The 16578-nt window shown below is 59.4% G+C and carries 15 protein-coding genes; 3 read left to right on the top strand and 12 right to left on the bottom strand.

The window, feature by feature from the left end:
• Positions 1-53: 53 nt before the first annotated feature.
• From DFO46_RS19735 to ggt, 3 genes are read left to right on the top strand one after another with little or no spacing between them, the layout of a single operon-like run.
• Positions 54-767, top strand: a complete 714-nt coding sequence (locus DFO46_RS19735; protein ID WP_120278739.1) for an ABC transporter permease subunit — start codon at positions 54-56, stop codon at positions 765-767.
• Positions 764-1456 (top strand): ABC transporter permease, encoded by a 693-nt coding sequence (locus DFO46_RS19730; protein WP_110792658.1) that lies wholly within the window; start codon positions 764-766, stop codon positions 1454-1456. The genes DFO46_RS19735 and DFO46_RS19730 overlap by 4 nt, the downstream gene beginning before the upstream one ends.
• A 38-nt stretch (positions 1457-1494) precedes the next feature.
• Positions 1495-3090, top strand: coding sequence for a gamma-glutamyltransferase (gene ggt / locus DFO46_RS19725; protein WP_120278738.1), 1596 nt, complete (start codon positions 1495-1497; stop codon positions 3088-3090).
• Between the two features lie 262 nt (positions 3091-3352).
• Here ggt and DFO46_RS19720 read toward each other — a convergent pair whose 3' ends face one another.
• From DFO46_RS19720 to DFO46_RS19660, 12 genes are all read right to left on the bottom strand, one after another.
• Complete coding sequence (locus tag DFO46_RS19720) at positions 3353-4324, bottom strand: acetylxylan esterase (protein ID WP_120278736.1); 972 nt, start codon at positions 4322-4324, stop codon at positions 3353-3355.
• Between the two features lie 409 nt (positions 4325-4733).
• Positions 4734-5537 carry an ABC transporter permease gene (locus tag DFO46_RS19710; protein ID WP_110792654.1) on the bottom strand — a complete coding sequence of 268 codons (804 nt, stop codon included), beginning with the start codon at positions 5535-5537 and terminating at the stop codon, positions 4734-4736.
• A 2-nt stretch (positions 5538-5539) separates the two neighbouring features.
• Positions 5540-6430, bottom strand: a complete 891-nt coding sequence (locus DFO46_RS19705; protein WP_120278733.1) for an ABC transporter permease subunit — start codon at positions 6428-6430, stop codon at positions 5540-5542.
• A gap of 5 nt (positions 6431-6435) precedes the next feature.
• Positions 6436-7503 carry an ABC transporter ATP-binding protein gene (locus DFO46_RS19700; protein ID WP_120278732.1) on the bottom strand — a complete coding sequence of 356 codons (1068 nt, stop codon included), beginning with the start codon at positions 7501-7503 and terminating at the stop codon, positions 6436-6438.
• Between the two features lie 22 nt (positions 7504-7525).
• The gene (locus DFO46_RS19695) at positions 7526-8629 is read right to left on the bottom strand and encodes a polyamine ABC transporter substrate-binding protein (protein WP_120278730.1); all 1104 of its coding nucleotides are present in this window, start codon (positions 8627-8629) and stop codon (positions 7526-7528) included.
• A 313-nt stretch (positions 8630-8942) separates the two neighbouring features.
• The gene (locus DFO46_RS19690) at positions 8943-9365 is read right to left on the bottom strand and encodes a MucR family transcriptional regulator (protein WP_120278728.1); all 423 of its coding nucleotides are present in this window, start codon (positions 9363-9365) and stop codon (positions 8943-8945) included.
• A gap of 16 nt (positions 9366-9381) precedes the next feature.
• Positions 9382-10320 carry a dTDP-4-dehydrorhamnose reductase gene (gene rfbD, locus DFO46_RS19685; protein WP_120278727.1) on the bottom strand — a complete coding sequence of 313 codons (939 nt, stop codon included), beginning with the start codon at positions 10318-10320 and terminating at the stop codon, positions 9382-9384.
• Between the two features lie 62 nt (positions 10321-10382).
• On the bottom strand, positions 10383-10955 hold the full coding sequence (gene rfbC, locus DFO46_RS19680; RefSeq protein WP_120278725.1) for a dTDP-4-dehydrorhamnose 3,5-epimerase: 573 nt from the start codon (positions 10953-10955) through the stop codon (positions 10383-10385).
• Positions 10945-12282, bottom strand: a complete 1338-nt coding sequence (locus DFO46_RS19675; protein ID WP_120278723.1) for an O-antigen ligase family protein — start codon at positions 12280-12282, stop codon at positions 10945-10947. The genes rfbC and DFO46_RS19675 overlap by 11 nt, the downstream gene beginning before the upstream one ends.
• Positions 12279-13427: a hypothetical protein gene (locus tag DFO46_RS19670; RefSeq protein WP_120278721.1), complete on the bottom strand. Its 1149-nt coding sequence runs from the start codon at positions 13425-13427 to the stop codon at positions 12279-12281. Before DFO46_RS19670 ends, DFO46_RS19675 begins: the two co-directional genes overlap by 4 nt.
• On the bottom strand, positions 13420-15693 hold the full coding sequence (locus DFO46_RS19665; protein ID WP_245422659.1) for a polysaccharide biosynthesis tyrosine autokinase: 2274 nt from the start codon (positions 15691-15693) through the stop codon (positions 13420-13422). The genes DFO46_RS19670 and DFO46_RS19665 overlap by 8 nt, the downstream gene beginning before the upstream one ends.
• 140 nt (positions 15694-15833) lie before the next feature.
• A complete protein-coding gene (locus tag DFO46_RS19660) occupies positions 15834-16577 on the bottom strand; it encodes a polysaccharide biosynthesis/export family protein (RefSeq protein ID WP_120278718.1) in 744 nt (247 codons plus the stop codon).
• Position 16578: the final 1 nt, after the last annotated feature.

Genomic DNA, 16578 nt, shown 5'->3' with positions numbered 1-16578 from the left:
CGGAGTTCTTGGCAACTCCGGCCGCATGAATGAGTGAAAGGGGTTTCGCCCGCATGCTTGAAAAAATGTATTTGCTCGGTTTTGCCGAAGGCGGCTGGGGAACTGCCCTGCTCGGTGCAGCCGCGGTGACCCTTTTTCTGTCGGTACTGGGCTTTCTGCTCGGAGCGGTCTTCGGTGCCCTTGGCGCCAGCGGCGGACTGTCCTCCAGGCGGATCCCGAGATCGCTCGCCTCGGCCTATGGCACCATCTTTCGCGGCGTCCCGGATCTCCTGACCATTTACCTGTTCTATTACGGTGGCAGCGTTGCCCTGACGGCCATTGCCCGCGGCTTCGGCTCCGAAGATTTTGTCGGCCTGCCCTCGCTCGCGACCGGTATCCTGGCCATGGGCATCATCTCAGGAGCCTATCAGGCCGAAGTTTATCGCGGCGCCTATCTCGCCGTTGAACCCGGACAGTTTGATGCTGCCAAGGCGCTTGCTTTGTCGAGAATGCAGATGCTCCGCTTCGTCATCATCCCGCAACTTCTGCGCCATGCGATCCCCGGCCTCAGCAATGTCTGGCAGCTGGTGCTGAAGGACTCGGCGCTGATCTCCGTCATCGGCCTCGTTGAGCTGATGCGCCAGGCCCAGGTCGCTGCCGGTTCCACCCGCGAACCCTTCCTCTTCTATCTCGCTGCAGCCAGCCTGTATTTCGTGATCGCCGGGATCACCGGTCAGGTGTTCCGCGTCGCCGAGGATCGCGCATCTCGGGGGCTCGCCCACCGATGATCGACTTTGGCTTCTTTATCCAGATCATCCCGCAGCTCTTGTCCGGCCTGCCGCTGACACTGAAGCTCGCCGGGACATCCGTCCTCTTGGGATTTGGCCTGGCGCTCGTCCTGGCACTTGCCCAACAGGGTGAGCACAAACTGGCCGTCTGGCCGATCCGCACCTTCGTCGCAGTCTTTCGCGGAACACCGCTGCTGGTCCAGATCTTCCTGATCTATTACGGCCTTGGCCAGTTCCGCCCATCCCTTCAGGCGATCGGCCTTTGGGGGCTTTTCCGCGAACCTTACTGGTGCGCGATCCTGGCCCTGACGCTCAATACGGGAGCCTATGGCAGCGAGATCCTGCGCGGTGCGATCAAGAACGTTCCCCGCGGGCTGGGAGAAGCAGCACAGGCGCTGGGCATGTCACGTCTTCTGACACTTCGACTGGTCGTTCTCCCGATCGCGTTCCGCCAGGCGATTCCAGCCTATGGCAATGAAATCATCCTGATGGTGAAGGGCACCTCACTCGCCTCGATCATCACCCTTCTGGAGGTCACAGGCATTGCCCGGAACCTGATCTCCGAGAGCTACCGCGCCATCGAGGTTTTCATGGCAGCCGGCGCGATCTACCTGTTCCTGAACTTCCTGATCGTCCGGGCAATTGCCGCTCTCGAGGTCAGGCTGACCCCATACCGGTCCCGCAGCTGACGGGCGGTCAAAATGAGAATGCGAGGAGACTGACAAGGATGCGCAACTTTGAGAAGCCGACACGCTCGGTGGCCGTTTCGGCCAAGGCCATGGCCGCAACCTCCCACCCCTATGCCACGCTGACGGCAATCAACATCCTGCAGGCAGGCGGCAACGCTATGGACGCAGCGATTGCCGCTTGCGCCGTGCAATGCGTTGTCGAGCCCGGCTCCACCGGTATTGGTGGCGACTGCTTCGTGCTCTATGCACCGAAAGGCGGCGACGAGGTCATCGCCTATAACGGCTCCGGCCGTACACCGAAGGCGCTGACGGTCGACTGGTTCGAAGAGCGTGGCATGACGGAAGTCCTGCGCCAGTCCCCCTCCGCCGTCACCATCCCCGGCGCCATCGACGCATGGACTCGTTTGCATGCGGATCATGGGCGCCTGTCTCTCTCCGAAGTGTTTGCACCCGCCATCCGCTATGCGGAAGACGGTTATGCCATCACACCACGGGTCCATCGTGACTGGCAAAAGGAGGAGCAGCTACTGGCGGCGGACAAGGCAGCCGCAGAGATCTTCCTGCCGGGTGGACGCGCGCCACGCATCGGCGAGATGCACCGTCAGCCGAAACTGGCCGCCACGCTCCGCAAAATCGCAGCCGAAGGCCGTGACGGCTTTTATAAAGGCGCAGTCGCCGAAGACATGGTGGCGCATCTGAACGCCCATGGCGGCCTGCACACGCTTGAGGATTTTGCTGCGGCCAAGGGTGAATATGTCAGCCCGGTCACGACAACCTTCCGTGGCCGCACCATTCACGAATGCCCGCCCAACGGCCAAGGCATCATCGCGCTGCTCATCCTCAACATCCTCGCCTGCTTCGACACCAAGCTCGCACCGGCATCGCCGGATCGCCTGCATCTGGAAATCGAAGCAACCCGCCTCGCCTACGCAGCGCGTGACGCTTGGATCGCAGACCCGGCCAAGGCAGAGGTTCCGGTCGATGAACTGTTGTCGGAGCGCTTTGCCAAAGAGCTGGCGGACCAGATCGATCTGACGCGTGCCCTGACCGAACTGCCAGACTTCGAAATGCCGTTGCATCGCGACACCGTCTACATCTCGGTCGTCGACGAAGACCGCAATGCCGTGAGCTTCATCAACTCCATCTTCGACAGCTTCGGCACCGGTCTGGTGGCGCCTGAATCGGGCGTCATCCTGCACAATCGCGGCCAGAGCTTTTCCCTGAAACGCGGTCATCCCAATATGATCGCACCCGAGAAACGGCCCCTACACACGATCATTCCCGGCATGGTGACGCGCGATGGACGCACAGAAATGTCTTTCGGTGTCATGGGCGGCTATTATCAGGCCATGGGACATGCTCATCTGATTTCGAAGGTCTTCGACTACGACATGGACATGCAGGATGCGATCGACCTGCCCCGTCTGATGCCCATCGGTGGCAAGGAACCGCGCGTCGAGGTCGAACACACGCTGCCGCCGGAAACGGTGGCGGAACTCACCCGGCGCGGTTTCGAAATCGTCGCTGCCGAAGATCCGATCGGCGGCGCACAGGTCATCCGTATCGACTGGGAAAACGGCACACTGAAGGGCGCGTCAGAATCCCGCAAGGATGGGATCGCCCTGGGATACTGAAAATATTCGCCAAGCGATCGGTTTCATCAAGCAAAACGCTGCGATCCGGAAAGGGTCGCAGCGTTTTTGCGATGGATTGACCGTAGCCGTTACTAGAGCAATTCCAGCAAAAGTGCGAAACGGTTTTGCGTCCGGAATTGCGTGAAAACAAAGACATAGAGCATTGAAGGCGACTCCGTTTTCGCCGGAAATGCTCTATGTCACACCGATCTGACCGACTTTACCGGGGGCGGCAATGCTTCCCCGCTGTTCCGCCGAAACGTCACAGCATCTGAAAGAGTTGACCGAGCCATTTCATCTGCTTTCGCTCCTGATAGGCCTGTCCACCTTCGTGATTGTTGAAGTCGTATTCGACCATCTCCTTCTCACCGGCATAGGCATTGAATGCCGCATAGACGGTGGACGGCGGGCAGGTCTCGTCCATCATGCCGACGGAGAAGAGAGCCTTCGCCTTGGCAAGGCGGCCAAAATTCACACAGTCGAAATAGGCGAGTGTCTCGAAGACCTTCGTATTCTTGTCGCGTTGCTGGGCGAGGAACTGCGCGATCTCGGTATAGGGCTCCCGAAAAGCCAACCGGACAGCACGCGGAAAGTCGCTGAGGAATGGCACATCCGGCATCGCGGCCTTGACCCGCATGTCAAGCCCGGCCGTGGCGATCGACATTCCCCCACCCTGACTGTCGCCGCAGACAGCGATGCGGTCAGCGTCGATGAACGGCAAATCCACCATGGCATCGATTGCCCGTACGCAATCTGTCAGCAGACGGCGATAGTAGTAATCGGCACGATCGAGCACACCGCGTGTCATGAAGCCTGGAAACGAAGCCGTCGACCCGACCGGATCCGGCGTATCGCCGGCGCTCCACACACTGCCCTGCCCACGCGTGTCCATCCGGAAATAGGCGTATCCGGAAGCAGCCCAATGCAACTGATCGTGTGGCTGGCCGCGGCCGCCGCCATAGCCGATATACTGGACCACCAGAGGCAGTCGCCCGTCCCTCTGCGTCGGCAGGATCAGCCACCCCTTGATCGGATGCCCGCCGAAGCCGGGAAAAGTTACGTCATAGGTTTCGATCACCTTCAACGACGTGTCGGCCTTGACGATCTCCACCTTTCCGCCGGCCGATCGAGCCTCCGAGAGGGTGGCGTTCCAGAACGCTTCAAAGTCGTCCGGCATGATGACGCTGCTTCGATAGGCGCCGAGTTCTGGATGAACGAGATCGGAGATCGGCATATCTGGCTCCTTGGTCGGAAGATCATGAAAAGGTAGGGGCGAAAACCGGCAACTGGGGCCTCAGGGGGCGGCGTGCACTTCGGGGGCCTTGGAACGGGCTGCTTCCAGCCTAGGTGCACCTGAAAGTCTGCTCCCGCTCCGCCCCAAACCTGCAAAAAGTGCCTCCGAGGCGATACACTTCGAACAGACCGGCCGCAACGCCTTCGGTAGAAAGGCCACGCGCCTCAATGCTTTCAAGCAAAGCATCGGTCACGGTTTGCAGGATCCTTGAGTGTATGGTCACCGTATTGGCGCGCAGGCTTGACTGGTACGCTCCGAGGCCCGCTGTTTGTGGTTTGGCGCCCCACGAATTCATGGCGCCGCCCGGTCGGACAAAGTCTCTCATGGCGCGTCTGCATCCGGGCCATCTTCAATGCCCCCGCAAAGACGTTTCGGACTTTCGGGTCGTCACTGCAGCGACGAGAAGCCCGAATGCGACGACGCCGAGGATCATGGTCGACACCGCATTGATCTCAGGCGTTACACCGAACTTGATCTGGGAGTAAATCTTCATCGGTAGGGTCGATGCACCCGGTCCGGTCGTGAAGCTGGAGATGACGAGGTCATCCAAGGACAAGGTGAACGAGAGCAACCATGCAGACGCAAGGGCGGGAAGAATGTTGGGCAACGCCACTTTCAGGAACGCGATGACGGGGGGACATCCAAGATCCCTTGCCGCCTCTTCCAGAGACGGGTCAAGCTCGGCAAGCCGTGACTGCAGAACAACCGTGGCGAAACACATGGTGAAGGTGGCATGCGCGAGTGTGATGGTGAGCGGCCCTCTGTCGATACCGAGCGCGACGAACATCAAAAGCATCGACACCCCCAGGACCACCTCCGGCATCACCATAGGCGCCGCCAGAAGGCCCATAAAGATCTGTCGCCCGCCGAACCGTCGGATTCGGACCATCACCAGAGCCGCCAGGAGACCTAACGCTGTCGCGATCGTCGCGGAGACCGCAGCAACCAGGAAGCTGACACGCGCGCCATCCAGCAGAGCCGCGTTGGAAAGAGCTGCCCCATACCACTGCGTCGAAAATCCGCCCCAGACTGTCACCAGCTTCGACTTGTTGAAGCTGAACACGATGAGGATGAGAATAGGCAGATAGAGGAACGACATGACGAGGAGGATCGAAAGTCGGTTGAAAAAGCTCGGACCACTCGAGTGGCTCATGGTCAGACCCTCATCTTGGAAAGACGCGATTGAAGAAACGTGATCGGAACGACGAGCAACAGGACAAGAAGCAGCGTCACTGAGGCTGCGACCGGCCAGTCGCGATTGTTGAAGAACTCGATCCAGATCGTACGCCCTATCATCTGTGTGTCCGCACCTCCGAGGAGGTCGGGAACGACGAACTCGCCAACCACCGGAATGAAGACGAGAGCGCTCCCCGCAAAGACCCCGGATAGGCTGAGCGGAAAGGTCACGCGCCAGAATGCAGACAAGCGACTGCATCCAAGATCGCGGGCCGCCTCCAGGAGAGAGTGGTCACGATCCGCCAGGTTCGAGTAGATCGGCAGCACCATGAACGGGAGGTAGGTATAAACGATGCCGATGTAGACGGCCGTCTGCGTGTTCAGGATCTGCAGGGGATGAGCAATGACTCCGGATGAAAGAAGTACGCTGTTGAGCAGACCGTCATTGCTGAGAATGGCCATCCATGCGTAGACGCGGATGAGCAAAGAACTCCAGAACGGCACGATAACCAGGAATACGAGGATCGAACGCCAGGGACGCCGGCAGCAGGAAATGCCGTAAGCCAGCGGATAGGCGATCAACAACGTGAGCAGAGTAGCGATTGCCGCCACTTTGAGACTGTTGACATAGGCCCGCGCATAGAGCCCGTCGCGGAGCACGAACTGAAGATTTTCAAAGTTGAGTTTGACGGAGAGCAGCGCGCCGTCCCAGGTGAACAACGGCTCGTAAGGTGGCATGCCCACACGCGTAGACGACAACGCAATGGCGAGCACCAGCAGCGTCGGCAGAAGGAACATGATCGACAGCCATAGAAACGGCGGAGCGATCAAAAGTATCCGGCGCGGCAAAATTGATTTGAATGAAGTCATGCCCCTCACTCCGCCAGAAGGTGGGCAGCCTCATCGGCCCATCGGGCGACCACGGCGTCCCCGACATGGAAATCGTCACCTCCGCCGTTCACCTTCACCACGTCGAGCGTGGCATTTGTCGGCAGTCGAAGCCTGTAACGCCTCTGCGCGCCCGTGTATGTGACCTCTTCGACCACACCTCGAATGCCTGCCCCGTCGCGCCCGAGTTCGATCCGTTCGGGACGAACGGATAGCCAGAGCGAGCCATCGATCGAAATGCCGGCCGGAATCCTCGCCCTGAACGGCGTATCGAAACCAGAGAGGCTGACGTTAGCCCAGCCGTGATCTTGGCTTGCGCTGGCCACGTCGAAGATGTTTGCCTCGCCGAGGAATTTGGCAACATAGCGCGAGATCGGCGCCTCATAGACCGTTTCGGGAGCACCGACTTGAAGCACGCGCCCTGACTGCATGATGGCGATTCGGGACGATACGGTCATCGCCTCGTGCTGGTCGTGCGTCACGATGATGAAAGTCAGCCCCAGTTCCTTCTGCAGCCGAACCAGTTCGTCCTGCGTCTCCGACCGCAGGTTCTTGTCGAGCGCGCCCAAGGGCTCGTCGAGCAGGAGAACCTTCGGACGCTTCACCAGTGCACGCGCGAGCGCCACACGCTGTCGCTGGCCGCCCGAGAGTTGCGAAGGCTTCCGCTCCAGCAAGGCTTCGAGCTGCAGCTTCTTAGCCACCTCGGACAGTCGGGCACTGATCTCGTTTTTTGGCAGTCGCTCTTGTACAAGACCGAACACGATATTTTTCGCCACACTCAGATGCGGAAACAGGGCATAGGACTGAAACATCATGTTCGTGGGGCGCCGTTCGGGTGGAAGCGTCGTAACGTTGGCGCCATCCAGGAACACGTTGCCGGACGTCGGATTTTCAAAGCCTGCAATCATCCGCAGAAGCGTGGATTTGCCACATCCGGATGGGCCCAGAAGAGAGAAGAACTCCCCTCTGCCAATCTCGAGCGATATGCCGCTGACGGCGATGAAGTTTCCATAGGTCTTACTCAACCCGTCGACCGTCAGAAATGGCTTCTGCATGTGACGTCCCACTTTCCTGTCTTTACTGTCCAGCCCGGAACGTCGTCCAGATCCGCGTGCGTTCACGGTTCTGGCGCGGCGGCACCGACCTGTCACTGAACAGCTTCGCCTGGACTTCGGCAGGGGGATAGATGTTCGGATCCTTGGTAATTGCTTCGTCGACCAGAGCGGTCGCTCCAGCATTGGCATTCGCCAGGAAGACGGAGTTGCTGATATCGGCGACGACCTTGGGATCCAAAATGTAGTCTATGAATTGGAGAGCCTGATCGACATTTGCGGCGTCCGCTGGAATGGCCATCGTGTCGAAGGAGACGATCGTGCCTTCCTTGGGAAGCGAGTAATGGATCTCCTGTCCGGTTTTCGCTTCATCCGCCCTCGCGGCAGCAATCCCGACATCACCGCTCCACATAACGGCAAGGCAGAGCTGGCCCGATGCCATATCGGCAATCAGCTTGCCACTTTGCATGTGGCGAATGTTGGGGCGGAGCGCCATCAACAGATCCTCGGCCTTTTTTAGGTCTTCCGCATTGGCGGAATACGGATCGAGTCCGAGATAGTTGAGCGCAATTGGAATGATTTCATTCGGGGCATCAACGATACCGATACCGCAGTCGGCAAACTTCGCCGCGATCTTGGGATCGAAAACCATTGCAAGACTGTCGACCGGAGCATCCGGAAGACGCTCCTGGATCATGGCCTTGTTGTAAGCCACACCGGTGGTCAGCCACATGTACGGCACGAGATACGTGTTGCCACTGTCGTGCTCACCCAGCAGTTTGAGAAGCTCGGGGTCCAGATTGCCGTAGTTTTTCAACTTGCTTTTGTCGATCGGCTGCAAGGCACCTGACGCAACAAGTCGCTCTCCAACGGTGGCACTCGGGAAGACAACATCGAACCCACTGCCGCCTGCCAGGAGACGCGTTTCCAGGATTTCGAGTGAATCGAAGAAATCGACCCGTGCATCGATACCGGTCTTTTCGATGAATTTGGAAATCGTATCCGGAGCGAAGTAGTCGGAAAAGTTGTATATGAAGAGCTGGTCGGCATGCGCTGTGGCCGCTGGCATCACGAGGCAGCTGGCCAGCAGCAGTGCGCGGCCAAGATGGCTGGTCTTTTTCTGTTCCATTGTAACGCCCCCAAAGCTGCAATTGCAGCGCTTATGTTTTTGTCCTGTCCAGCAGGACTACAGGAGTTGAACTCGCCGATCCTTCGAGATTTCGCGAAGTGAACCCGAACACATCGTCAACCATAGACCGAAGGTCAGGCGACCCGCACGGGTGGCTTCTCAATCCTGCCTTTGATTGCATCCATGAAGGCCCGAACGCCTGACCGGCTTTTCCAGTCCTCCAAGGTTGCAACCTGCAATTTTGCTTTCTAGGAAAAAAGCTTCGGCCGGATTAGACCCATACGGCCGGAACGAACGAATTGTGCGTCAGGCATTATTTGCGGGCCAGTCTGCCGAGCCCCATGTCCTTTGCCAGCTTCGAACGGGCCGCCGCATAGGCCGGGGCAACCATGGGATAGTCGGCTGGTAGATCCCATTTTTCCCGGTATTGGTCGGGGGTCATGTTGAAGCTCGCCTTCAGGTGGCGTTTCAACGACTTAAACCTGCGGCCATCTTCCAGGCAGATCAGATAGTCCTGTTCGATGGACTTTCGCACCGGAACCGGCGGTTTCGGCTTTTCAACGACGGGGGCGGCAGGCGTGGTGTGAGACACGCTTAGCAAGGCGTTGAACACGCTGCCAATCAGCTTCGACAGATCCGTCGAAGGAACAACGTGATTGGAAACATAGGCGGAAATCACGCGAGAGGTGCATTCGACGAGCAGCAGCTCGCTCTCTTTTTGTGCCGTATCAATCATGAATGGCTCCTTTCCTTTAAAGCTTGCTGGGGTTTTGGTGATTGTTGTCGCGAAGAGGCAAGCAGCGTGAAACCACCGTCCGCATGGAGCTCTGCCAATCCGGCAGGGTGACCCCGTGCACAGAGGCCAGCTTGGCGGTGTGCAATCGAGAGTTTGCAGGGCGCCTTGCCGCTGTTGGATAATCCGCACTGGTGATGCGGGCGAGTTCCGCCGATGGACCGCCCATCAGGCGCGACGTTTCAAAGATTCCCGCCGCGAAATCCGCCCAGCTGGCAGCACCTCGGCCTGCGAGGTGGAAGGTGCCGCGCAACGTGCTCGCCCGATCCTGCAGAAGGTTTCGTGCAACCGTGACGATCGCATCGGCGATATCGAGCGCCGATGTCGGATTGCCCTGCTGGTCATCGACCACACTGAGACGGTCTCGCGTCGCCGCGACAGTCAGCATGGTCTTGACGAAATTCCGGCCGAACGGGCTGTAAACCCAGGCCGTGCGCAGGATCACATGATCATCCGTCGCGGCTGCGAGCGCATGTTCGCCTTCGAGTTTCGACCTGCCGTAAACGCCCACCGGGTTTGTGGGATCAGTCTCCTCGTAAGGGGAAGTCTTGGTGCCGTCGAAGACATAGTCGGTCGACAGGTGGATCACCGGGATACCCAGCCTCGATGCGACCCGTCCGATCTCTCCGGGCGCCACGCCGTTTACGGCATGGGCGCTCGCCGTGTCCGTCTCGGCCTGATCCACGGCTGTATAGGCGGCCGCCGAGACGATGATGTCGGGCTGCCGGGCCGTGATCGCACCATCGATCGATCGCGTGTCGGCAAGATCGAGGTCCGGTCGACCCAATGCCAGAATTTCAAACTCCTCTTGATGCCAGCCAAGTTCGACCAGCGCGCTTACCACCTGTCCCTCACGGCCGGTCACCAGCATCCGGAGCGGTTTACGGCGCGCCTCCATGTCTTGGTTGCCGAGGGATGAAAGTCGTGACCACGGCAATGAGTTATCCGCAGACGAGCCGCTCATGTTGTCGGCCCTTCGTGACGGAAGACCTCACCGAGTTCTGCAAGGAGTGGCTGCCTTGCGTCCTTCTCCGAGAGACGAGCGGAAACGCCCTCGAGAGGCCACCCAATGCCAATCTGCGGATCACTCCAGAGCAGCCCCCGGTCATGTTCGGGGCTGTAATAGTCAGTGACCTTGTAGGCCACGATCGTATTCTCGGTCAGGGTGCAGAAGCCGTGCGCAAAGCCGGGCGGGATCCAGAGTTGCTGGCCGTTATCGGCGGAGAGTTCGACCGAAACATGCTGGCCGAAGGTCGGAGAACCGCTCCGCAGGTCCACCGCAACGTCGAAGATGGCACCAGTCAAACAGCGCACGAGCTTTCCCTGCGCTCTGGGCGCGAGCTGAAAATGCAATCCCCGAACGGTGCCCCTCTCCGCCGACAGGGATTGATTGTCCTGGACGAAGTGAAAGTCACCGACGTTCTGTGAGAAAATGTCCTGTCGGAACGTCTCCGAGAAATATCCGCGATCATCGCCAAAGCGGCGTGGCGACATCGTGAAGACGCCATCGAGTTCCAGTCGTTTAACGTGCAATTTGGTCTCCTTCTGATGTCGGCGTGGCCGCTTGAACGGCCTCGATAAGTCTGGGCGGCGCAACTCCGATCGCTCGACCAGGTACAGCCGAGGAACCCGGTGCGCGGGCAAACAGGAGAGCGGCAAAAAAAGCGAAGAGCGAGGCGATCCCCATCGTGCGCAGCGGGTAATCGACCGTGGAATGGACGAGGATGATGAGGATCGCGATGAAAGCCGTGCGCGCCGAATCCCGATGGCGGACGCGGTTGAAACGCATGACGATGGCAGCGAGACACCCCGCGAGAATTAGCGTTCCCGCAAGCCCTCCCTCCAGGATCAATTCGAGGAAATCGTTGTGCGCGTGGTTCACGAAGGCCGAATAGACCTGTTCGAGCTTTTCGTAGCGCGGATAAACGATATCGAAGGTGGAGAAGCCTGTTCCAAGGGGCCACTGATCACGAATGGCGTCCCATGTGGTAAGGGCATAGTCGCGACGATCGAGGATCTGGTCGCCTTCCACCTCCGTAAACTTGATCCATAGCCCATAAAGATAGGCGGCCGCGACGAGGCCCAGACCGGGCGCGAGAATGACTGCGGATCTCGACCCACGTGCGATCATCACGAAAGCGAGCAGCGAGACGAACAGCCCGATCAGCACGCCCGCGCGCGATCCTGCGGCGAGAAGAAACAGGAGGACCAGCGTGACAAGCAGCAGATTCCAGACCCGCATATAACCCTGAGGGCGCATGGTCAGGGCCGCGAGGATGCCGACAGCGACGTAAACGGAGTAGTGATTTTCGTTCTGAAATGCGCCGAGCTCCGCCTGATAGCCCAGCAGATCGGACATCCAGGACATATCCGATTGCGAGAAGGTCACGAACGACAAGGCGAGATTGACCAGCACTCCTGCGACCACGAACCGTCCAAGAAGGCCCAATTCCGACTCGTCGAACTTGCTGAGCGCCAGAAAAAGAACGATCATGGTCAGACATGAAATCAAGCCGGATATCGTCCGGTAAGACGAGAGGCTGATCGTCGTGGTCGAGCAGGATCCGATCGCCGGCATATAGGGCTGCGGCCGCAGGCTCTCTAACCACTCACAGGGCAAGGGCATGATCTGGATGCAGCCGAGCAGCGCGATGGCTCCAAACAGGGCAAGGCCCGCAGTGGAGACGGAACGATCCCAAAGCGTCACAATGACATAGGTGGACGTGGCGATGATGAGGGCCTGCAGGACATGGTCCATGAGAAGACCGCGCTCGGTCCCACCGCCCATGATCTGGCATGCCAACACGGCAAGACCAATGACGAGCCGTACGAAAGAAGAAGAAGAGGACGTCCGGATCATGGCGCGCTCACGATCCGGACGTCGTCAAAGCGGACCCTGCCGGAATATCGGTCGTTCCAGCTTCCCGTCATGGCACGCGTCCCGAGCCGCAAAACCTGCAGCCCGCAATGATCCGGGGGAACAACAAGCTCGGCCGAAATCGCCGTTATCGGATAGGTCCCCTGCTCGACCGGCAGTGTGCCCAAAACCGTCCCCGGCTTGAAGCAAGCAATGCTCCAGAAGAGGCCCTTGGGCAAAACCGCGCCCTGCGCTGATGCCTTCACCGACAGGCGGTAACGTCCGGACGCCAGGTTGAGAAACTGGCGGATACCCGGGTCTCTGACCGGCGCCTGCAGGAAATCGATCGAAAGGCCAGGAGTGGAGGCGCCGTCACCCGGTTTTGCCATGGACGTTGCCAAGCCCGGTTGCCGTTTGACCATCCAGTCGAAGGGTGACCCGCTTGGAGCGTCCAGAAACGAGCCGTTATAAACATTGCCTGCGAGTTTCTGCCGCTCATCGTCCAGGGTGACGAGGAAAGTCTGATAGGCTTCGTCGTAGCGGCCTGCCGCCAAAAGGGCCCCCAGCACTTGGTTGATCTCGCCAGCGTTCTGCTCGCCCTGCCCTTGCGCCAGATCCCACAGGAGATCGGCCGCAAACAACGCGCCGTCCGGTGACTTGCTCAAACTGCTGATGAAGTTCACGCGCCATGGCGGCGCCATCTTGAGGCGTTGCACGAGCAGGCGTCGCTGGTCGGCTCCCCGAAAAATCTCGGGCAGACGATCAGCGTAGACCGGGATCTTGTCGGGCCACCGACGGAAGAGAGCATCGACGCGATCGACCACGGTCGCCTGGTCATTGTGTTCCGCCGAATATCCGATCATCCATTGCAATGCCTGCAATTCCGTCGGCGCCAGGACAAGGGCATGCCGGAAAGACGTGAGTGCGTGCTCCACATCCCCCTTTTTCGCCTCTGCGACACCTCGCACGCTATACAAACGGGCATCGCCCGGCGCCTCCGCGACCATCCGTCCCGCAGACGCCATCAGCTGATCGATGTCAGCCTTATCTGCCGGACCGCCAAGTCGTTCTTCAGACAGCGTGATGAATGCATCCACGTTGAAGGGATTCAAGCGCAGTGCGAGCTTCGGGTCCGTGTCCTCAAGCAATTGACTTGATGCGATCAAGGATATTGTCGAAATGCTGGCGGACGCGAAAAACAACAAAACCCACCGACCAATTCCAGACATCTCGATCTTGCCCCTCTGTATTCGACGACACTTCCGGCAAGAGATTGCTGGACGAGGAATACGTGTAGTATTTATAGTTCAGGTTTCCGTACCTGTAGTTGTGCTCGAACTTTCCGACGGTGAACATTGTCAGCGCAACGCCGACCACATTTGCACCCGCAGAGGTCAGGCGCCGGACTGCCATGGTCACGGACTTGCGGGACACCTTGCTGGTCGAAACGATGAAGAGCGTCGCGTCCGCAAGGCGGCTCAGGATCGGGACGTCGGCAATCCCGATGACAGGCGGCGCATCAATGATGATCATGTCGAACTGCTTGCGCAGACTGGACACGATCAGGCTCATCCGGGGGGACGACAGAAGGTCCGCCGGGTTCTGCGGAACGGTGCCCGCCGAAATGAAGAAGACATTCGAGGATTTGCCGCGCCGGACGAGACGCGCAAGGTCGCCGCGCCGCACGGTGTTGGTCAGCAGGTTGCTCAGACCGATGACATTGTCCTCGTTGAAACGGCGGTGAATGCTGGGCTTGCGCATGTCGGCATCGATGATCAGCACCCTGCCCCCCAGTGAGGCGAAGTCTTCCGCAAGCTTGATCACGGTGGTCGATTTGCCTTCACCAGGCTCCGAACTCGTCACCAGAAGTGTCGCGGGCGCGCCCTCGGCACCGGAGAACTGCAATGAGGTGCGCAGGGACCTATAGGTTTCGGAGAGAGCGGACTGCGGGTTCGTCAGCTGCTGCTCAAGGTCGATCTCGGGCACAAGTGGCAAGACGCCCAGGACCGGAAGACCAAGCTCCTTTTCGACCTGGTCGGAATTGCTGAAGGCATTGTTGATCAGTTCCGCCACATAGATGACAGAGGCAGCCAGCAACAGGGAAATGATGGAACCGATCGCAATGTTGATCGGAAGGCTGGGCGAGAACGGCATGGTCGGGCTGACCGCCAGATCCACCACGGCGGCGTTCTGCGTCTTGAGTTCCGATCCGACAGCGACGTCGTTGAGTTTGCCGATCAGGCTATCGTATTGCGCACGGTTGGAATCGACCTCACGCTTCAGGATCGTGTACTGGATGTTCTTGTCCTGGTAGGTCGACTTCTCGGCCTCCAGCTCGGTTATCTTCTTCTGAAGATCTGCGACCTTGGCCACCGTCTCCTGGTGCTTCAGCCTGATGGAGTCCGTGATGGCGAGGACACCCATCTTGAGTTGCTTTTCCGTCTCGCGGATCTGCGACGCCAGCTGGCGCATCTCCGGAAAGTCTGGCTTGAAAAGCAGCCGCTTGCTCTCGTAGTCCCCCTTCAGATCAATGAGCGTGCCGCGCAGCTTGTCGAGTGCAGCGCTGCCCAAGACCTGTTCAAGACTGTCCCCCTGCCCTGCATCGATCTGCTTGACCAATCGGTCAAAGTCGAGGTTTTCCTGGACCGCCTTTGAGAGGGCGGCGTTGATATCGGACAGGTTCGTATCGAGAAGCGAACCTTCGTTCCCCGTCACGGTGATACCTGCGGTTTTCGCATAGGCGACCAGGGCCCGCTCAGACTCCTGGAGCCTTTCCTTCACCAGAGCCACCTGCTCCTGGATGAACTCCCGCGCCTGCACGGAGGTCTTGCTGCTCTGGTCGATCCGCAGATCGATGAAGCTCTGGGCAATCTGGTTGGCGATGTCGCGCGCATAGGCCGGGTTCTGGTCGCGGTAGTCGATGGTGAGCAAGCTCGTGTTGGGAACAAGCTCGACCTTCAGGTTGGACATCACCCGGGATGTCGCTATACGCATCAACGCATCCGGCGGCAGGGAGCTGTCCGTTTTCTGAGGTTCCGAACCGAAAGCCCGGTAGAAAATGTTGAGCGGCGAAATGCGGGCACGGGGAAAGAGGAAATCCTCCCGCTCCGTCAGGTTGAGGGCGTAGACGACCCGTTCGGCGAGCGCACGGCTCTTCAGCTTTTCCCGAGCCGTCTGGAAAGCCCTGATGTCACTGCTTTCGCTCGTCAGTTCCAGATCCTCGAAAACCCGTGCCGAGGGCACCAGGACCTCCAGCTTGGCGATTGCCTGGTATCGGGGCGTCTGCATCAGCGTGAGCAATCCGGCCAGCACTATCCCGGCCGCCAGGAGGCTCAGGATCAGCCAACGATACTGAAGCACCCGGAAGAAGAGACCGATCATGTCGAGGCTGGTCGCCCGTGGATAATAATCCACGCCGATATCCCGCCCCCGTTGGTAACCTGCATAAAACGCATCCGAGGGAGGCGTCATCGGATGGTAGGGATCCCCCGCGGCAGCCGGCTGATTTCTATCGAACATCTTCAATCCATTCCTAAATTGCCAAGGCGAGGAGCTCAGGGAATTGCAGCAATTCCCGTTGCGACCCGGGCCGAGAGGCCGAGCGCTTCTTTGAGGCTGTTGATTGCAACTAGGCTCTGCGACCTGAAGACGACGACGACGTCGCCGCCATAGATGCGCGGGTTCTCCGCATGCCCGTCGCGAATTGTGCCGACATCGTAGTTGGCGACCAGCTTTCGCTCGCCAAATGCGCGATACACGTAGACCTTGCGCTGATCGGCAATCTCCCTCAAACCACCGGCGAGAGCGATCGCGTCGAGAAGCGTCGTGCCGGGTGAAACGGGATACAACCCCGCCTTCGCCACCTCGCCATCGACCGTGACCCGTTGGCCCGACGACTCCTTCAGGAAGATCGACACCTCGGGGTTCTGCAGGTACCGCGCGCCATACAGTTGCTCGAGTTCCAGTTCGAGCGCACGAATGCCCTTGCCCGCCGCATTCACCGGGCCGACCAAAGGCAGAGAAAAGGCGCCGCGGGAATCGATTTGTACGGTTCGACTGAGCTGTTCCGCTTGGAACACATCGATGGTGAGCACGTCGCCCGGAAGAAGAGGCTGATCAATGCCACCGGCCGTGTTGACCGGCGCGGGCAAAGCCCGAACAAGTTGCAGATCTCCGGACGCTGTTTCAGCCTGCCCCGGGGATGTGGCCACGGGTGAACCTGAACTGCCGCACGATGCAAGCGCGAGCAACCCGACCGACAGGAATGTTGCGAGAAGGAGGCGGGAAATCGTCAGCATC

The organism is Rhizobium sp. AG855, from assembly GCF_003610655.1.
Classification (GTDB): Bacteria; Pseudomonadota; Alphaproteobacteria; order Rhizobiales; family Rhizobiaceae; genus Allorhizobium; species Allorhizobium wuzhouense.
The sequence above is the reverse complement of the archived record's forward strand: the minus strand, read 5'-3'. Positions and strand labels throughout refer to the sequence as shown.